This window comes from Winogradskyella sp. (assembly GCF_016744625.1).
In the GTDB taxonomy this organism is placed as follows: Bacteria; Bacteroidota; Bacteroidia; order Flavobacteriales; family Flavobacteriaceae; genus Winogradskyella.
The window spans coordinates 40,759-59,300 of record NZ_JADGDZ010000009.1; the positions used below are offsets into that span (position 1 = coordinate 40,759).

An 18,542-nucleotide genomic window follows, 5' to 3' on the forward strand; every position below is an offset into this window, starting at 1 on the left:
GGATGTTAAAGATACTAACAAGTGTGGTAATTACAAAGGAAATATGGCTATTGCTGGTATTAAGATTTATTCCAAATGTCCCAAGCCTTTTCTGCTTGCAATCGTAACATTTCTAAACCATTAATTGTTGTAGCACCTTTCATATCACCACAACTTAAAAATTTTGTTTGCTCTGGGTTGTAGATGAGGTCATAGAGAATATGCTTTTCTGTAATGGCTTCGTAGGGAATATCTGGGCATACATTCACATCAGGGAAAGTACCAATCGGAGTGCAGTTAATAATTATGGAATAGGACGAAATAATTTCATCCGTTAAATCAGAATACAAAAACTTTACACCTTTCTTTTCAGAACGAGAGACATAGTCATAATCAATTTTCAGTTTTTTAAGTGCATAAGCTATGGCTTTAGAAGCTCCACCTGTACCTAAAATTAAAGCCGTTTTATGATGTTTTTCTAAAAGTGGTTTGAGTGAATTTTTAAAACCGTAGTAATCCGTATTGTAACCAATTAACTTTTGATAACGTGTAATTCTTATGGTATTAACAGCACCAATTTTCCGTGCTCGTTTATTTAAATCATCAAGCATTGGTATTACTTCCTCTTTATAGGGAATAGTAACATTGAGGCCTTTTAAATTTGGTGCATTTTTAATGATGTCATCTAGCTCATCAATAGATTGTAAATCGAAATTCACATAGGAGTGCGGTAAATTTTCTGATTGAAATTTATTAGCAAAATAATTTCTTGAAAACGAGTAGGATATGCCTCGTCCTACGAGTCCGAATTTAAGCTTTGAGTTGTCTTGTGCGTTGTCCATACCATTCTAATCCTAAAACTATGAGGATTCCTAGGGCAATATAAGCAATTGCAATATATGTTTGGGTATTGAATTCTGGGAAAAAACGTTGGTAATTGGCAATGATTTGTTTTCCAGTGGAATCCAAAATAAATGCACCTTCAAAATTTGTTTTATAAATGGTTTCTTTCCATGGCCAAACGACACCAAGAGATCCAATAATAAATCCAGCTATGGTAGCTAATGTGATATTTTTGTAATGTTTTAAAATGTAATTTAAAATATGAGAAAAGGTAACTAAACCAGCTACAGAACCCAATGTAAACACAGCTAAAACTTTAAGCATTCTGATTCTAACTTCATTATGAATAAACTCAAAATTGCCACTAAAAACATCGAAAATGGTATCATAAAGCGCATTGACGGAATCAACAAGAAGTAGAACATAATTACCCAATAAAATTAAAATAAAAGACCCTGAAAACCCAGGAAGTGTCATACCAGACACACTTATAATTCCACAGAAAAAAACAAAAATCAAATTGTCATTTTCCATTGCTGGATCTAGAAAACTAATACTTATTCCTGCCACAGCACCAAGAATTATAGCTATAATTGTTTTTCTATTCCATGCGTTAAAGTCTTTACTGATATAGTAAATAGACCCTAAAATCATTCCGAAGAATATACTCCAAACATAAAGTTCGTAGTTTGCAATTAGGTAATCGAGAATCTTAGAAACACTAAAATAACTGACAATCATTCCTAAGAATAATAAACCTAAAAATTTACCATTGATATAGCGATAGAAACTTTTAAAACGACCATTAAATAGAAGTTTAAAAGCGGTTTTGTTAACGCGTTGCAAGGAATAAATAAACTCTTCATAAAACCCAGCAACAAATGCAACAACACCACCAGAAACACCTGGAACTTTATTTGCAGCTCCCATGGACAAACCTTTAATGACCAAAAATATGCGATCCTTAAGGGTTCTAGTACTTTGCATTAGGCTTCGTTTTTTTGTTTACCTAAGCTTTCTAAAATGAGTATTACGGCAAAACCAATGACAATAAATATAAGTGCCATTAATAGTTGGTTATTTCCGTCGTAAGATGATGGTAGAATACTTTTGTCTAATAAGGTAACTTCCTCTCCTTCAGAATTAATACGTGTTTTTAAGATTTCCTTCCACGGCCAGATTTTGTTTAAAGACCCAATCATAAATCCTGTTAAGATAGCCAAGGTTAAATTCTTTTGATGTTTAAACATCCAGTTTAAAGCTTTTGAAAACACTTTTAATCCAATCACAGCACCAATCGCTAAAAGGCAAAATTTAAGAAATGCATCCTTAAAAAGGTTCATATTCCCTGTGGTTAGTCCTTCTATTAAATTATTTATTGTGTCAATTGCAGTTTGATATGCTCCAAGAATTAATAATATAAATGCACCAGAAACACCTGGTAAAATCATTGCGATAATAGCAATGAATCCACAAAATAATAGATATATTGAACTGTCTGGTGATGCGAAAGGTTCAGCAAGCGTTATAAAATAAGATAAGATTGATGTAATTATAATTGCCAATATAATTTTTGGTGACCAAGCTTTTATCTGTTTAGCGATATATAAAATACTCGCTAAAACTAACCCAAAAAAGAAGGACCATAATAAAATAGGTTCATTATGCAGTAACCATTTTATCAATTTTGCTAAGGACAAAATACTAATAGCAATACCAGAAAAAAGTGCCAATAAAAAGCTTCCGTTTATGGATGTCCAAGCGGCTTTAAAACCATCTTTTTTCCATACTTTGAAAAATCCTAAGCTAACTTTGTCTATGCTCTCAATAAGCTCTTCGTAAATACCAGAAATAAAGGCAATTGTTCCACCAGAAACGCCTGGGACAACATCTGCTGCTCCCATAGCAATGCCTTTGAAAATTATAACTAAGTAATCTAAAAATCGTCTGTGCATTCTTCTAAGAAATAAGAATCGCTAAGGTATGATTTTTTTTAGTTGGAAGCCTTTTTTGAATCTGAAATTATAGCCTTAATCATTGGTCTGTCTTCTAGCTTTGGAAATAACTCTGTAATAATAAAACTATAATCAATATTAAGGCGAACTGCATTTTTAAGATGAAAACGACCTTCTTCGGTTTGATGCATTGAAAAATGTAAACCTCCTAGTCTGTATTCTATTTCAGCATTTTCTGGGTAAAACTCTGCAGCTTGTATTAAATTGAAAATAGAGGCTTCATATTCGCCTAAAGCGATTAAAATATCTCCTCTTTCTAACCAAGTGTCAAGTTCATAATTTCCTAATTCTAATGTGCGCTTATAGCCACGTTCTGCTTCTTCAAGGAAATTAAGACGTTTATTTACAGTTGCATATAACTTCCAATACAAGGCATTGTCTCCATCAGTATTTACTGCCTTCTGTACATAGTACAAAGCTTTTTGGTAGTTTAAGCGTTTCATGTAAAACTTAGTGATAGCTACCCAACCTTTATCTAGTAATGGATCTTCATCTATGGTTTTTTTGAAAAATTGTATAGCCAAATCACCATGATCGAGTTTATCATAACAATGTCCAATTCGTAATAAGGCAAATGATGTTGGGTCGTCTAAAGCTAGAGTGATTTTGTAATTCTCAATAGCTTCTTCGTATTGTTTTAATTTTTCTAAGACCTTACCTTTTTCGATATAAGCACCAACAAAAGTATCATCAGAAATTATCGCGAAATCGAAAGCTGCATTCGCTTTTTCATATTCTTTAATAGTAAAATATTGTCGTCCTAGTTGATGCCAAGCAACTTCGCAATATGGGTTGGTATCTAAAAATTCATTAAGATATTGTATAGCGTCTTCGTTTTTGTTTAAGAAGTCATAGCAGTACACGATGTTATGTAATGCAGAATAATCTGAGGTGTCCGTTTCCAAACACTTTTTAAAATAAATGAGGGCGTTGTCAAATTGATCTAAGAATAAGTATTCCATGCCAACTAAAGCATACAAATCCGCATCATCATTTGGAGTCTTAGACATGCTAATTGCAATAAGAAGTGTGTCTATTGCTTTTCCGTGTTCATCTTGTTTAGATAACACATTTGCTTTTTGAATAAAAATTTCTTCGTTTGTTGGTTCTAGATCATGAAGCATATCTAAAACGTTATCAGCTTCTACGAATTTATTTTCAATCACTAATATTTCAACTTGAAATAGTCTAAGATTAATTGATGTTGGGTGCTGTTCTAAACCTAATTTAATTGCTCTTTTAGCCAAAGCAATTTTACCGTTTTCGAGATAATGGTGAATGATGTTTTCGAATTCACTTGAATCAAAAAACAAAATATCATTTGTCTTTAACATGGATTCGAATCTAGTAAGAGAAAAATTTTCGTCGTCGTGACTGTAATTCATAAGCGGTTTAATGACTATATCAAATAAACTTCAAAATGACCGATTAAATTCGTTTCTATTTACTTTCTATTTCAAAATAGAATAGAACCGTAACTAATGCTATGCTTATATTTTCTTTTTCATCTAAAGAAAATATAATTCAAATTTATTATCAATCATTCTGAAATTCATTTGATACTACTGAATAAATTTACTCTTATCATTTGTTCTTCATCGATTTTTGATTTAATGTTTTTAACAAAATAGTTAACATTAAATAGTTGCTTCATTTAAAATGAATTAAAAGCTGATGATCAGTAATTTAAATGTGGGAAAATAAAATTATATGGAATCTAAAACAGAAGTTATAATCAGGCAACCTTTAATGATTTCTTTATTTGATATCGTTAGCGGAGGTGTAATTCTGATGGCTCTAGGCTCAAAAAGTAACCAAAAAAGAATCAAACCTTGGTCTTTACAGCGCATAATAATGGTACTTGCGATGTCTTCATTTTCAGTAATAGCAGCTAACATTAAACCTCTACCTCTTATTTCTTTGATGTGCATATGCTGTAAATGTTGCCTAATTAATTGTTCTTTTTCTATGGCTAAGTCCATTAGATTTGACTCTGTAATTTCTTTTAATGTCGCTAATGCTGCTGCTGCAATAACAGGATTTCCTCCAAAGGTTGTAATGTGTCCAAGTTTTGGATTATCACTCAAACATGCCATCATATTTTTGGATGCTGTAAAGGCACCAATTGGCAATCCGCCACCTAAACCTTTACCTGTAATTACGATATCTGGTTGGCAGTTATAATTCTCGAATCCGAATAATTTTCCTGTTCTACCTATACCAGATTGAATTTCATCTAATATAAAAATAGCACCAACAGTATTACATCGCTGTTGTACTTTTTGTAGGTAATTATTGGTGGTTTCAATAAAGCCTGCACCTCCTTGTATTGTTTCTAAAATTACTGCTGCCGTTTTTTCTGTGATTTTACTTAGATCACTTTCAAGATTAAACTCAATATGTTTTATGTCTGGAATAAGAGGGTAAAAAGGCTGCTTACGTTCTTCGTAATCCATAAGACTCAAAGAACCCATTGTATTTCCATGGTAGGCATTCTTTGCTGCAATTATTTCAGAGCGTTCAGTAAAACGTCTTGCTAATTTAATACTACCTTCTATAGCTTCTGTACCAGAGTTGACTAAATACGTTGTTTCAAGAGGTTTTGGTAAGTGTTTGGCTAATAATTTAGATAATTCAACGGCTGGTTTTTGGATATATTCTCCGTAAACCATCACATGAAGATACTGATCTAATTGTTTTTTTACGGCATTGACTACTTTTGGGTGTGAATGTCCTAAGCTGCATGCAGATACTCCAGCTACAAAGTCCAAGTATGCTTTACCTTTGGTATCAAAAACATAAGACCCTTTAGCATGGCTAACTTCCATAGCCAAAGGATGTGGTGTAGTCTGTGCTTGGTATTTTAAAAAGTCGTCTTGCAATTATTGACCTTTCTTTTTTAGTTTTTCTTTTGGAGGTTCAACCTGTTTTAATTTTGATTGTAAAGGTGTGGGTTTCGTTTTTTTAGGTAAGTTTCGAGCTGCTTTATTTGGCTTATTTGGTGTATCCTCTCCAGCTTTTTCAACACGTTCATTTACACTATCATCTACAAATTCTTCTGGTGGCACATAATCTTCTAGGCCCTTAATCTTTGGTAGTACCAAAGGAGGATCGTCTTTAAATAAATCTTCAACAGACATTGGTCGTTCTTCGCCTCGCCAATCAAAACCTCTCAGTTTTCTTCCACTTTTTGGAAACATAGATTCTGGATATAGCTCTCCATCAATCTGTTGTATTAGTCTTATTTCTTGTATAGCCTGCTCTTCAATTTGAATATTAATACTTCCAGATTTAGATTTATTAATACCAACTAATTCATTTTCAGCATTTCTAGAATAATAAATGACTTCTGCATTTTTAATGATATCAACATTATAGAGCTCGTTGTCTCTAAAAAGACCGATGAGTCGTTGTCCTTTTATTTGATTAAATCCATCGTCACTCAATGTGTCTTTACTTACAATGAAGGCATTATTAAATACTTTTAAAGAATCTAATTTTTCGGTTTTAACATTAGAAATCACATGAATGGTATCTCCTGTCATTTGGTTTTCTATATTCCAAAGCACTGGTTTTCGTGCTGTAGCAAATGCGTCTGTGGAGCTAAAGCGACTTAAATTGAGCATTTGCATTAGCCCAGTTTTATGGTTAACGTGTATGGAATCTGATTTTCCGGCTAAATCACTTTTAAACAACCTTGCATTGTAATAGCCACGGGTAATGCGATTATCCGCCTTGCCAGTTACCATTAAAGTATCTGCATGCATATAAACAGAATCTTGTTCTTGGACAGTTATAGCCAAAGCACGTTTAGTAATAAACATAGAATCTTTAGCACGCCAAACTTCAGCATAATGACCTTTCACAACACTTCTATTGATGGTGTCTGTTACAGTAATATTGTTGGTAGCAGATGCGAAGCTTCGATTTCTGTCAAAATATAGACTATCACCTATTACGGTTCTATTATCGTAATCAATTTTAGCATTCCGCTGAAAATAACCTGTGTCATTATTTGTGTTATAAAATCCACGTTCACAATAAATAGTGCTTGTTTCTCCTTCAATAGTTGAAGGACCAAAGAGATGGGCATGACCATTCTCTGTAAAGAAATCGAGACGTTCTGTGTTTAAGGTATATTCGGGATTTACTAATACTACATCTTGTGTGAATTGATATTTTTGAGAATCCATATAATAGCGACCAACTTGACTTGTAATCGTTCCTGATGAATCTCTTACAACCTTACCTTTAGTATTGTAATAGGCTTGTTGTTTTACTCTATCATAGTAAAGCTTATCTGTGGTCAATGTAGATTGTGGTTCGGTTAAAACTACATCTCCTCTAGCAAAAGCTCGTTGAGTTTTACCACTGTATTCTACATATTTAGCAACCATATTAATAGAGTCGCCTTGTTTCATTATTACATTACTAGACGCTTCACTAAATGCTTCAATAAAATCTTGATCTTCGTAATAAATGGCTTTATCGCACCAAACGTTTACACCTTTATGGATAAAATGTACTTGTTGAGATGGATCTCTTAGAAACACTTTTGCTCCATCTTCGATTTTTGAATCTGTATAACCAGTACCAGCATATTCGATTGTAATCTTCTGTTTTTCTTGAGCAGAACAAAAGGATACAAAAACAAAGCATAAAATAAAAAGTAGATTTTTTAAAGGATTCAAAGCCATATGTTTTTTACAAAATAACACTTATAGATTTGCTTTAGTATGGGTTAACAGTTTTTTTAACAGATTGGTGTCGATTTTAAAATCTATAACCCAATCCAACTTTAAGAATATTAATATTGGTATTGTATTTTACATCCGGAATATTATCATCAACATTAATCTTTACAAAATCGTACTGAACTTGGATTATAACAGCATCTGTAACATCATAGGCTAATCCAAGATTTAAATTTAAACCAGATTCATCTAAAGTTTTATTACCTATTAAAATATTATTGGGTTCTGCTTTAAAAAGAAAGATACTGTAACCTAGTCCTACTGAAGGATGAAGTTTTGATATATTATCTATGTTTAATTCTGCGAAAATTCTAGGTTGTATAGCATACAAATTCACACCGATTGTTTGAGCTATTTTTGATTTTGAATTTTTAAAATAGCCTGCATTAAGAGAGCCACCTATGTTTACTATATTTAATTCAGCAAAACGAAATTTGAAGCCAACATCAATAATTCCATTGTAATTGTCTCCAATAAAATTATTGTCTATAGGTAAAGGATAACTCAGCTCAACATTAAATTTAGAATCTTGAGAAAAACTATTAAACGTAGAAAAAATTAATACTAAAAAAAATAAGCTACGTATCATATATGATTTATATCGTCTTTCTAATAATGGTCTGCTTGCGATCTGGTCCTACAGATACAATAGTAATAGGAATATTAAGCTCGTTTTCTAAAAACTCAACATAAGCGTTTAAATTTTCTGGTAATTGAGATGCTTCCGTCATACCTGTTAAATCTGCAGCCCAACCTTTTACTTCAGTGTAAATTGGAGTTACGTTTTCTGCTTCTATATTGTAAGGTAGATGTGTGATTTCTTCATCTTTATATTTGTAAGCCGTACATACCTTTAAGGTTTTAAACCCTGAAAGCACATCACCTTTCATCATAATTAATTGAGTTACTCCATTAACTTGACAGGCATAACGTAAAGCTACTAAGTCTAACCAACCACAACGTCTAGAACGACCTGTTGTTGCGCCAAATTCGTTACCAACACGTCCCATAGTTTCTCCATCTTCATCAAATAATTCTGTTGGAAATGGACCAGAACCAACACGTGTTGTGTAGGCTTTAAAAATTCCGAAAACTTCACCTATTTGGTTAGGAGCTACACCTAAACCTGTACATGCACCAGCAGCTGTAGTGTTTGAAGAGGTTACAAATGGATATGTTCCGAAATCTATATCTAATAAAGAACCTTGAGCTCCTTCTGCTAAAATAGATTTGCCAGATGTTTGTGCCTTGTGAATATACTCTTCTGAATCTATAAACTTCAAAAACTTTAAAGTCTCGATAGCATTGAAAAATTCAGTTTCTAACTCTTTTAAATCGTATTGAATATCTACATTGTAGAAGTCAATCATCGCTTCATGCTTATCGGCTAAAGCTCTGTATTTTGTTTTCCAATCGGCTAATTCAATATCACCAACTCTAATTCCGTTTCTACCAGTTTTGTCCATATAAGTTGGGCCAATACCTTTTAAAGTAGAACCTATTTTTGCTTTTCCTTTTGAAGCTTCACTCGCAGCATCCAATAAGCGATGCGTAGGTAAAATGATATGTGCTTTACGCGAAATGCAAAGGGATTTTTTATAATCGACATTTTGTTCCTCTAATTTATCGAGTTCTTTTTTGAAAATAACAGGATCTATAACCACTCCATTACCAACAAGATTTACTTTGTTCTCATGAAAAATTCCAGAAGGAATCGTATGTAGCACATGTTTTCTGCCATTAAAAACTAAAGTGTGTCCTGCGTTTGGGCCACCTTGAAAGCGTGCAATAATATCGTAGTTAGAGGTGAATACATCAACAATTTTTCCTTTGCCTTCATCTCCCCATTGTAATCCAAGTAGTAAATCTACTGCCATTGTAAAATTAGTTAGTCGTCTTTTTTACGATTACCGTAAAAATATAGTGAATGATTAGTTATCTGAATATCAAAAACTTCTTCGATAGTCTTTTTAATAGATTGAATCCGCGGATCGCAGAATTCGATTACTTCTCCTGTATCGGTTAGAATAACATGATCGTGATTTTTATCGAAATAAGATTTTTCGTAATGTGCCTGACTTTGTCCAAACTGATGTTTGCGAACCAATGCACATTCTAAAAGTAATTCTATAGTATTATAAAGTGTAGCTCTACTAACACGATAGTTCTTGTTTTTCATTTTAATATACAAAGATTCTATATCAAAATGGTCTTCACTATCGTAAATTTCTTGAAGTATAGCGTAACGCTCAGGTGTTTTTCTATGACCTTTGTCTTCTAGAAACTGGGTAAAGACACGCTTTACAATTTCTTGGTTGCTTTCTTCTGTAGTTGCATTCATAATTAAGGCGTAAATTTAAGTAAATTTAATAGGATATGAATTATAAAAGCAGGTATTAAAAACAAAAGAAATTAACAAGTTCTTAATATCTTTTTTTGAAAGTTTAGAAAAGTCTTATACTCTGGTAACCTTATCGATACCATTAATTTTTTTGAGTTTATCAATCAACTTTTTAAGCATAGTTTGATTCTTTACTTGGACCGTTATTTTACCTGTAAATACACCATCATCACTAGAAAAACTGATGCTTTTCATATTAACATGCATGTTTTGTGAAATGAGATTGGTAATATCATTTACTAGTCCTAAGTTATCAATACCAGACAAAGTGATTTGTGATGTATAAACTTGCTGAGAAGAATCTATCCATTTGGCTTGCATTATTCTATATGCATAATTAGATTGGAGGCTCAAAGCATTAGGGCAATTCTTTTTATGCACTTTTATACCATCATTAATTGTTACAAAACCAAACACTTTATCGCCTGGAATTGGGTTACAGCAATTTGATAATGTATAGTTAAGTTTTTCTTCTTCTTTTCCAAAAACTAGCATATCATAACTTGAGGTTATTTCCTCCTTATGAATATCCTTTGGAACTGTTGGTTTGTATATTTTGTTCTTAAAATAACTAACAAAAGCATTACTTCGCGACGCAGCAAAAGCTTTTAATTTTGGATTATCTATAGTGCCAATACCAACACGATAGAATAAATCTAATGAGGTATTCAGTTTAAAATAACTCACCAATTCATTAACTGATTTTTCGTTCAGTGCAATCTTAAGTTGTTTTAATTTACGTCTTAAAATTTCTTTACCTTCTTTCGCAACCTCTTTAGTATCAGCATTTAATACCGATTTAATTTTGCTGCGTGCTCTAGCGGTAGTCGCATAATCCAACCAGTTGGCATTAGGCTTGGCATTTTCGGAAGTCATTATTTCTATTCGATCGCCACTTTCTAACTCATGACTCAGAGGTACTAATTTTCCGTTGACTTTTGCTCCACGTGTTTTCATACCAACTTCGGTATGAATACTGAATGCAAAATCGAGTGGAGTTGCACCTTTAGGTAACGATTTTAAATCTCCTTTTGGTGAGAATACAAAAATCTCTTTAGAATATAAATTGAGTTTAAATTGTTCTACAAAATCTACAGCATCTGCTTCATTGTTTTCTAAAGCCTCTTGTAGTCTATTAATCCACAAATCGAGATTATCTTCCTTATCATTTTTATTTTTGTATTTGTAGTGCGCAGCATACCCTTTTTCTGCAATCTCATTCATACGATCACTACGAATCTGAACTTCTACCCAACGGCTTTTTGGGCCTACAACTGTTATATGAAGTGCTTCATAACCTGTTGATTTTGGTGATGATATCCAATCTCTAAGTCGAATAGGATTAGGTGTAAAATGATCTGTAACGACAGAATATATTTTCCAAGCCAGAAATTTTTCATTGGCTAAATCGGATTTATATATAATCCGAACCGCAAACTTATCATAGACTTCATCAAAGGAAACTCCTTGTTTTACCATTTTCCTTCTAATGCTGAAAATTGATTTTGGTCTCCCTTTAATTTCGTAATTTAAACCTTCTTTGTTAAGCGAGTTTTCAATGACTTTAGAAAAGGCTTTAATATAAGCATCCTGATCTTCTTTGGTTTCTTGTATTTTTTCTGAGATGTCATTATAGACTTCTGGTTCGGTATATTTTAGACCTAAATCTTCAAGCTCAGTTTTAATATTATAGAGACCAATTCTATGTGCAAGTGGTGCATAAATATATAAGGTTTCTGATGCAATCTTAACTTGTTTGTCAGCACGCATGGAATCCATGGTTTGCATATTGTGCAAACGATCTGCAATTTTTATAATGATAACTCGGACATCATCATTGAGTGTGAGAAGCATCTTTCTGAAGTTCTCAGCTTGTAAAGATACATCCATGTCCTTCTTTAAAGATGAAATTTTGGTAAGACCATCTACAATTCTGGCAACCGTTTCACCAAAGAGTTGCTCCATATCTGCAATGGTGTAATTTGGATTGTCCTCAACAACATCATGAAGTAAAGCCGCAGCAATAGATGTAGCATCTAGCCCAATTTCTTGTGCCACAATTTTAGCAACAGCAATAGGATGAAAAATATAAGCCTCGCCAGACTTGCGTCGTTGATCTTTGTGTGCATCTACAGCAACCTCAAAAGCATGACGGATTAATTTCTTATCGTCAGTACCCAACGTCTGATAGCTTACCTTCAGTAATTCTTTGTAAGCTTTTGCAATGGCTTTATTTTCTATTTCTATGGCTTCCTCAGTCATAGAACTAATGTAGTAAAACCTATTTAATGGGCAATGGTTTTTTTGAGAGAAATTTTAGAAGATTTTTTAGCGGTTGACACCATAACCAGAATGGTTTGTGGGTCTTAGAAGTTATCCTCCAACACAAAACTAGATACAGGTGATGAGCTACACAACCCCTTATTGAATAAAGTGTGTGTTGCAGACGGTTATTCTTTTATTATTTTATTCTGAATTTGTTCATTGTTCATTGTTAATGCAACGACATAATAAATTCCATTACTTAAGTTACTAATGTCTATTGAATCTGTTGAGTTATAATTTTTTATGAGCTTACCTTCTTGAGAATATATTTTAATATCTTTAAGTTCATATTCAAAATTCAACTTATCCTTAACTGGATTTGGATACATAATAGTTTTAGTGATGTTAGTGCTAATTTCTGAAACACCTAAAGTTAAATTTAAGTAATCAATTGCAGAAGCTGATGGTGTCCATTTCCAATATTTAAATAATGAAACTAAATTTACGTTAGCTGCCTGTGAAGAAGCAATAATAAAATTGTCGACAGCATCTTGAGTTGTATTTACAGCAGGTCTTAGAGCTGCTTTCTTCCATACATTTTGTACCCAATTCATTCCACCATAGTTTTCCTTTAAATAGAAACAAAAAGAAGCAAATAAATCTGTTGCTCCCCAACCAGAAGAAGGCACACCTTGACCAATACCTAATGTATTTGTCCAGTTCAAAGTACTGTCTGCCATATATGTAACTCTTAAATGCCAAACTTGATTTTTAAACGTATTAAAATCTAATCCATTAAATGGTGCACCATTTAATCCTAAGCTTTCGATAGCCATAAACCGCATAAAAACTGCATATCCAGTAACAATTGGGTCATTAGAAGTATATTTTAATTTATTATCATAAAACCAAAAATTCCTTCCAAATTCATGAAAAAATGCTTGATCGTATTGATTATCATTTAGTATTTTTGTATATGTATTGTCAAAATAGGTGTTTAATAATTCAATACCGGTCCATCCAAGGTAAGCGCAACCGGCACCACAAGTTGCATCAACCCTCGCTATGGTTGATTTACTATCAAAACAAGTGACATTTGTATAACAGATGGGATATTGTTCAGTACAACTGTAATAAAAAGTATAAGTGTCATCTGTGGCAGTCACCCAACTATTCATACCTATATAGATTTAAAACTTCACCTTGAAAAGTTGTATATGTTTGGGGAACTTGAGCAATACTTTTTAATGAAAAAAGTAAAATAAATAAGAGTAAATTTGATTTCATATTTATAATATTTTTTTACCTATTCTTTCAAAATGCGGTTTTCGGCTTCTCCTTATCGATTTTGATTTATCTTTTAAAGGTATGTTCATAATTACCCATAACTTGGTGGTATAAGTCTGTTTTAGCACCTAATCAATTCCTTTTGATAATATTTAAAACGATCTGGAATAGACAAAACAGTTATCTTTTTTCTGAAATGTAAACCTCCGTTTTCTACAATTACTCTCTTGTGTTTTTCTTCCATTACAATAACAAGGTCTGCCCAATCCATTAGCTCTTCTGTTAATGGTTGCGTCCCTTCTTTATTGCATATTTTGTGATTGGTACCAGCAGAATCAAATTCTATATGATTATATTTTTCAGAAAAATAATCTGAAGCTGTTTTTGACCGTTGCTTATTAGCCGAACAAATAAAAAGAATTTTTTGCATGATGTTACTTCTACAAATTCTTAACACTCTTTAAAAGCGTAGAATGCGAGTAATACATTAAAACAGAAGCTTAGTGAATTGTTAAGCATTGATGAATTTTTATTCTTTGTAATCACAATTTTACAACTTCAATGCAACCTCTATCTGCAATTGTGATATAACATTTCTTATAATCATTACTAAATGTAATATTTGTTGGTTTCTTGCCTTTTAGTTTTATCTCTTTTAATAAGACCCCTTCTGGTGATATTACTGCAATTGTTCCTTTTTCATATCGGCATACATATAAGTTTCCATTTTCATCACAACGCATTCCATCTAATCCAAAATCTTCAAAAGAAATAAATTCTTGCTTGTTTTTTAATAAATCGTTTTTAACTATATCATAAACCCATATTTTTCGTTGGATTGATTCGTTTACATATAATTTTTTGCCATCATGACTTACTTCAATTCCATTGGTTGTTCCCATTTTGTCTTCTAATAATTCAAAACCTTTTTCTTTTGTTATTTTCCATAGTTTACCTGTGTTGTCTGACCAATTTGGGTCACTTGCATAAAGTGTCTTATTTGGAGAAATGGCTATGTCATTTGGCTGATTTGCTTTCAATTCATTCGCAAATACTTCAACCTTCTTACTTTTTAAATCAATTTCAAGGATATTATGATTTACATAATCTGCAACAAACATCTGATTCTTTTTTCCAAACCGTATGCCATTACCGATACTTCCATTAGGTAGTTTAATAAATAGAGAGCTTTCTCCGCTGGATGTGATTTTTCCTATTGTTCCTTGTTCTTCAAAATTTACAGCATAAATATTCCCTGTATAATCAGTTGCAGGCCCTTCAATTCCATCTGTAAAACTTCCTTCGATTGTGAAATCACTACTTTGTAATTGCTGACTACATGAGTTCATCAACAAAAATAATAGAGCTAAACTTATGTTTTTTTTCATTGTTATAAAGTTAATTTGGTAAAATGAGTTCGTTCAATACTCAATCAAGTCGTGAGTGCAAGATAACTGATATCTTGAGTTAATGATTTTTTTATTTTGTAGAGTTAATCGTTTACTTTCTCAAATTCCGAACCCGTTCTAAATGTGGATTATGCGAATAATGCATAAATACATAAACTTTGTGAGGCGTTAAATTACTCAAACTGTTTTTGGATAATTTCTTTTATGAGTTATAATTATAGAAAAAATTGTAATTTTAATGTACTAACTAATTTCACTATGAAAAAAATACTAGACCGTATTAGACAACTATTACAATACAATCATTTTATTAATGGAAAAAAAATATTAATAATAACTCTTTTGACGTCTAATTATATGTCTTCTCAAATGACTGATAATGCTTCACAGATTCCACCACCACCTTGTTATGCGAATGGGAATTCCGGATTTGGAGGAGCTGTGGGTGAAGGTCATTTTTTGTATAGTGATCCTAATAGCATTGTATGGTTTCAGATGACCACTTCTTCGAATGATATGAACGATATTTTAGTTTTATATATAGATACAGGAGCATCTGGACGCAATGAGATTGATGCTAATGTTGATGATAGTCAAGACGACCACAGAATTGCAATAACTAATAGTAATGCTTTTGGTTATGGTAGTATTGTAGAATTTCCAACAGGTTTTGAGGCTTCTTACGCTGTGGCTATAAATGTGAGTTTTGGAGGCCTATGGTCTATACCAAGTACTGGCTCTATTGGAGTAGGAGAATTAGATTTTATAACTTCCGTTAATTCTACTTTATCATCTAGTACACAAGAGTTTTATGAATTTAGTTTTGATTGGGCAGATATTGGATTAACGGATTCAGACAGTTTTAATTTTGTAGGAGTTTATGTTAGTAGTACAGCTTACTCTTCTGATGAAGCTTATGGTAGCGGAATTGTAAGTGGAACAGAAGGTTCTGATGATATAACATTTAATGGGTACCTCTCTTTTCCTGGTTGTAGCGAAACATTAAATGAGATTAGTAATTCATTTGATAATGTGACTGTAAATTATTTTAATGATCAGTTATTTATAAAAGGAATTAACGAAATAACTACAATAAGTGTTTATGATATTCTTGGAAGGAAAATTTATAGAGAAGATCATCAGATACAAGAAAATGTACCTATTGAATTAGAACTAAATAAAAACGAACTCCAATTTATTGTTATCGAAAGCTCTAACAAAAAGAAGGTCATAAAAGTAATACCCAATTAACAACAAATTAGGTTAAAATACTACTTCTTCAAATTCCGAATCCGTTCTAAAAGCGTAGGATGTGAGTAATGCATAAACACATAAGCTTTATGTGGAGTTAAATTACTCAAACTATTTTTAGATAACTTCTTTAAAGAGGTAATTAAAGGTTCAGCTTTATAGGTGTTTTTGGCGTAATCGTCTGCTTGGTACTCAAAAACGCGTGAGACGTAATTCATTATTAAACCTGTGAGTTCAGAAATAGGTGAGTAGAGCAATCCAAAAGTGATTAAACCAACATGAAAACCTGGTATTTCCACACCAATCGCATTAGATAATAAAGGATTTGATATAAAAATGGATAAGATGTAAAGCGTCAATCCTGTGAGTAGGATAGAGGTTACGAGATTAAAAATGATATGTTTTCTTTTGTAATGCCCAACTTCGTGAGCTAAAACTGCTACAATTTCTTCATCTTCTAAATCTTCAACTAAAGTGTCATAAAGAGTGACACGCTTTTCGCTTCCAAAACCAGAAAAATAGGCATTAGCTTTAGTACTTCGTTTTGAACCATCGATAATAAAGATCTTATTCAGGCTAAAACCAACAGATTTTGCATAGTCCGATATTTTATTTCGTAAATCTCCGTCTTCAAGAGGTGTTTGTTTGTTAAACATTGGTACAACAATTTTAGAATAGAACATATTCATAAAAATGGTAAAAACTGTTACAATTCCCCATGCATAAAGCCAAAATTGATTCCCTGTTATTTCATAAAACCAGACTATCAAAGCAATGATTCCACCTCCCAATAGTATCATTATTAACAGACCTTTTAATTTATCTAAAATGAAGGTCTTTTTTGTTGTTTTATTGAATCCGAATTTTTCTTCTATCACAAAGGTTTTGTAATAAGATAAAGGAGTTGTAATAATATCACTTGCAATCATTATAATTCCGAAGAAAATTAAGGCTATAATTATTGGGTTTTCAGAATAACTTCTAGCGATATTATCTACATATTCAAAGCCATCTAAAAATAAAAAGGCTAAAGTTAAAATGAAAGAGAATAAGGAAGTCCAAATTCCAAATTTATAATTTACAGTTTTATAGGCTTGTGACTTTTTATATTCGTCTTGGTCATAAACATCTTTTAATTCTTCTGGAATTGGGTTATTAAAATGTTTAGCATTAAACGCATCCAAGATTTTGTCCTTGATGAAGTTTATTATTATGATTCCAATGATGATGTAGAATAATGTTTGTGCGTTCATGTTTGATTTGTTGCGTTATTGCGAAGCTAATTTTTTCTGTTAGCTGTGGCAATTTTTTTAAAAGTGGTTTTTAGTTTCATGAGATTACTCATTTTTCACTCATTGTTTTTAAAGGTATCGTGAATGCGAAGCATTTGCCATGTTCTGCATCCTCGCAATGACATTTTATTTAAAATTACGTTGTCTTTTGGCTTCAAAAATAAGAATTCCTGCAGCAACAGAAACATTCATAGAATCAATAACACCTTGCATTGGTATACTGATATTTTGGGTTGCAGCATCTCTCCATTCTTGCGTTAGTCCTGTTGCTTCTGTACCAACTACTATTGCTGTTGGTAAGGTGTAATTTTGTGAGTGATATGGTTCTGATTCTTGTAAAATAGCAGAGAAAATATTGAAATTATATTTCTGCAAAAAAAGAATAGTCTCTTCGCTACTCGCCATTGCAATTTCTGTTGTAAAAACACAGCCAACACTAGAGCGTATAATATTGGGATTGTACAAATCAGATTTTGGATTAGCAATAATAACAGCATCAATATTGGCAGCATCAGCAGTACGTAATAGAGCTCCAATATTTCCTGGTTTTTCGGGTGCTTCAGCAACAAGAATTAATGGGTTTTTATATTTTAGTTTTAAATTTTCTAATTCATGATTTTTAGCTTTAACTACGGCAATAACACCTTCGGTTGTATCTCTATGTGCCAGTTTTTGAAATACGTCTTTAGATATTTCGATAATATCGATATTGTATTGCTCCATTGCTTTGGCTTCACTTTCAGAAAACAAATCTGGAAAAAACAATAAGGTTTCTATTTTATATCCGCCCTTTATGGCAAGAGAAAGTTCGCGTTTGCCTTCTATTAAAAATTGGTTAGATTTTTTGCGTACCCGAGATTTGTCCTTTAAAAGAACTAATTGTTTTATTAACGGATTTTGTGGACTAGATATCAATTTAACAGCCATAAAAATCTTTGTAATTGAAAATTAATTGTATCCTGCAAATGTACATTTTATATGCAATGAAGTTTAATTATAAAAGCATAATGATTTGTAAGTAGTAGGAATTTAAGACCTTAACCTGT

16 protein-coding genes are annotated in these 18,542 nt (G+C 32.2%); 1 reads left to right on the forward strand and 15 read right to left on the reverse strand.

The annotated features are described in order from the left end of the window. Positions 1 to 59 precede the first annotated feature (59 nt). From QZZ53_RS03805 to QZZ53_RS03865, 13 genes are all read right to left on the reverse strand, one after another. Complete coding sequence (locus tag QZZ53_RS03805) at positions 60 to 821, reverse strand: shikimate dehydrogenase (protein WP_296381651.1); 762 nt, start codon at positions 819 to 821, stop codon at positions 60 to 62. Beyond that, positions 790 to 1,809 carry a DUF368 domain-containing protein gene (locus tag QZZ53_RS03810; RefSeq protein ID WP_296381653.1) on the reverse strand — a complete coding sequence of 340 codons (1,020 nt, stop codon included), beginning with the start codon at positions 1,807 to 1,809 and terminating at the stop codon, positions 790 to 792. The genes QZZ53_RS03805 and QZZ53_RS03810 overlap by 32 nt, the downstream gene beginning before the upstream one ends. After that, a complete protein-coding gene (locus tag QZZ53_RS03815; RefSeq protein WP_296381655.1) occupies positions 1,809 to 2,777 on the reverse strand; it encodes a DUF368 domain-containing protein in 969 nt (322 codons plus the stop codon). Before QZZ53_RS03815 ends, QZZ53_RS03810 begins: the two co-directional genes overlap by 1 nt. Before the next feature lie 38 nt (positions 2,778 to 2,815). Beyond that, a complete protein-coding gene (locus tag QZZ53_RS03820) occupies positions 2,816 to 4,222 on the reverse strand; it encodes a tetratricopeptide repeat protein (protein ID WP_296381659.1) in 1,407 nt (468 codons plus the stop codon). 321 nt (positions 4,223 to 4,543) lie between these two features. Beyond that, positions 4,544 to 5,719 carry an aspartate aminotransferase family protein gene (locus QZZ53_RS03825; RefSeq protein ID WP_296381661.1) on the reverse strand — a complete coding sequence of 392 codons (1,176 nt, stop codon included), beginning with the start codon at positions 5,717 to 5,719 and terminating at the stop codon, positions 4,544 to 4,546. Further along, a complete protein-coding gene (locus QZZ53_RS03830) occupies positions 5,720 to 7,534 on the reverse strand; it encodes an OstA-like protein (protein WP_296381663.1) in 1,815 nt (604 codons plus the stop codon). Positions 7,535 to 7,610: 76 nt separating this feature from the next. Next, on the reverse strand, positions 7,611 to 8,180 hold the full coding sequence (locus QZZ53_RS03835; RefSeq protein WP_296381664.1) for an outer membrane beta-barrel protein: 570 nt from the start codon (positions 8,178 to 8,180) through the stop codon (positions 7,611 to 7,613). Positions 8,181 to 8,187: 7 nt separating this feature from the next. Further along, complete coding sequence (locus QZZ53_RS03840; protein WP_296381666.1) at positions 8,188 to 9,468, reverse strand: adenylosuccinate synthase; 1,281 nt, start codon at positions 9,466 to 9,468, stop codon at positions 8,188 to 8,190. A gap of 11 nt (positions 9,469 to 9,479) precedes the next feature. After that, positions 9,480 to 9,932: a transcriptional repressor gene (locus QZZ53_RS03845; RefSeq protein WP_296381668.1), complete on the reverse strand. Its 453-nt coding sequence runs from the start codon at positions 9,930 to 9,932 to the stop codon at positions 9,480 to 9,482. Positions 9,933 to 10,046: 114 nt separating this feature from the next. Next, the gene (locus QZZ53_RS03850; protein WP_296381670.1) at positions 10,047 to 12,254 is read right to left on the reverse strand and encodes a RelA/SpoT family protein; all 2,208 of its coding nucleotides are present in this window, start codon (positions 12,252 to 12,254) and stop codon (positions 10,047 to 10,049) included. A 188-nt stretch (positions 12,255 to 12,442) separates the two neighbouring features. After that, positions 12,443 to 13,435 carry a T9SS type A sorting domain-containing protein gene (locus QZZ53_RS03855; protein WP_296381672.1) on the reverse strand — a complete coding sequence of 331 codons (993 nt, stop codon included), beginning with the start codon at positions 13,433 to 13,435 and terminating at the stop codon, positions 12,443 to 12,445. A gap of 230 nt (positions 13,436 to 13,665) precedes the next feature. Continuing rightward, entirely contained in the window at positions 13,666 to 13,974 is a 309-nt protein-coding gene (locus QZZ53_RS03860) for a phosphotyrosine protein phosphatase (protein ID WP_296381674.1), read from the reverse strand. Positions 13,975 to 14,086: 112 nt separating this feature from the next. Then, positions 14,087 to 14,932, reverse strand: coding sequence for an SMP-30/gluconolactonase/LRE family protein (locus QZZ53_RS03865; protein WP_296381677.1), 846 nt, complete (start codon positions 14,930 to 14,932; stop codon positions 14,087 to 14,089). Between the two features lie 279 nt (positions 14,933 to 15,211). Between QZZ53_RS03865 and QZZ53_RS03870 the strand changes: the two genes are divergently transcribed. Continuing rightward, entirely contained in the window at positions 15,212 to 16,204 is a 993-nt protein-coding gene (locus QZZ53_RS03870) for a hypothetical protein (protein ID WP_296381679.1), read from the forward strand. Between the two features lie 20 nt (positions 16,205 to 16,224). Here the strand turns inward: QZZ53_RS03870 and QZZ53_RS03875 are convergent, their stop codons facing one another. Continuing rightward, positions 16,225 to 17,457, reverse strand: coding sequence for a M48 family metallopeptidase (locus QZZ53_RS03875; RefSeq protein ID WP_296381682.1), 1,233 nt, complete (start codon positions 17,455 to 17,457; stop codon positions 16,225 to 16,227). Between the two features lie 165 nt (positions 17,458 to 17,622). Then, a complete protein-coding gene (locus QZZ53_RS03880; protein ID WP_296381685.1) occupies positions 17,623 to 18,423 on the reverse strand; it encodes an RNA methyltransferase in 801 nt (266 codons plus the stop codon). Between the last annotated feature and the right edge of the window lie 119 nt (positions 18,424 to 18,542).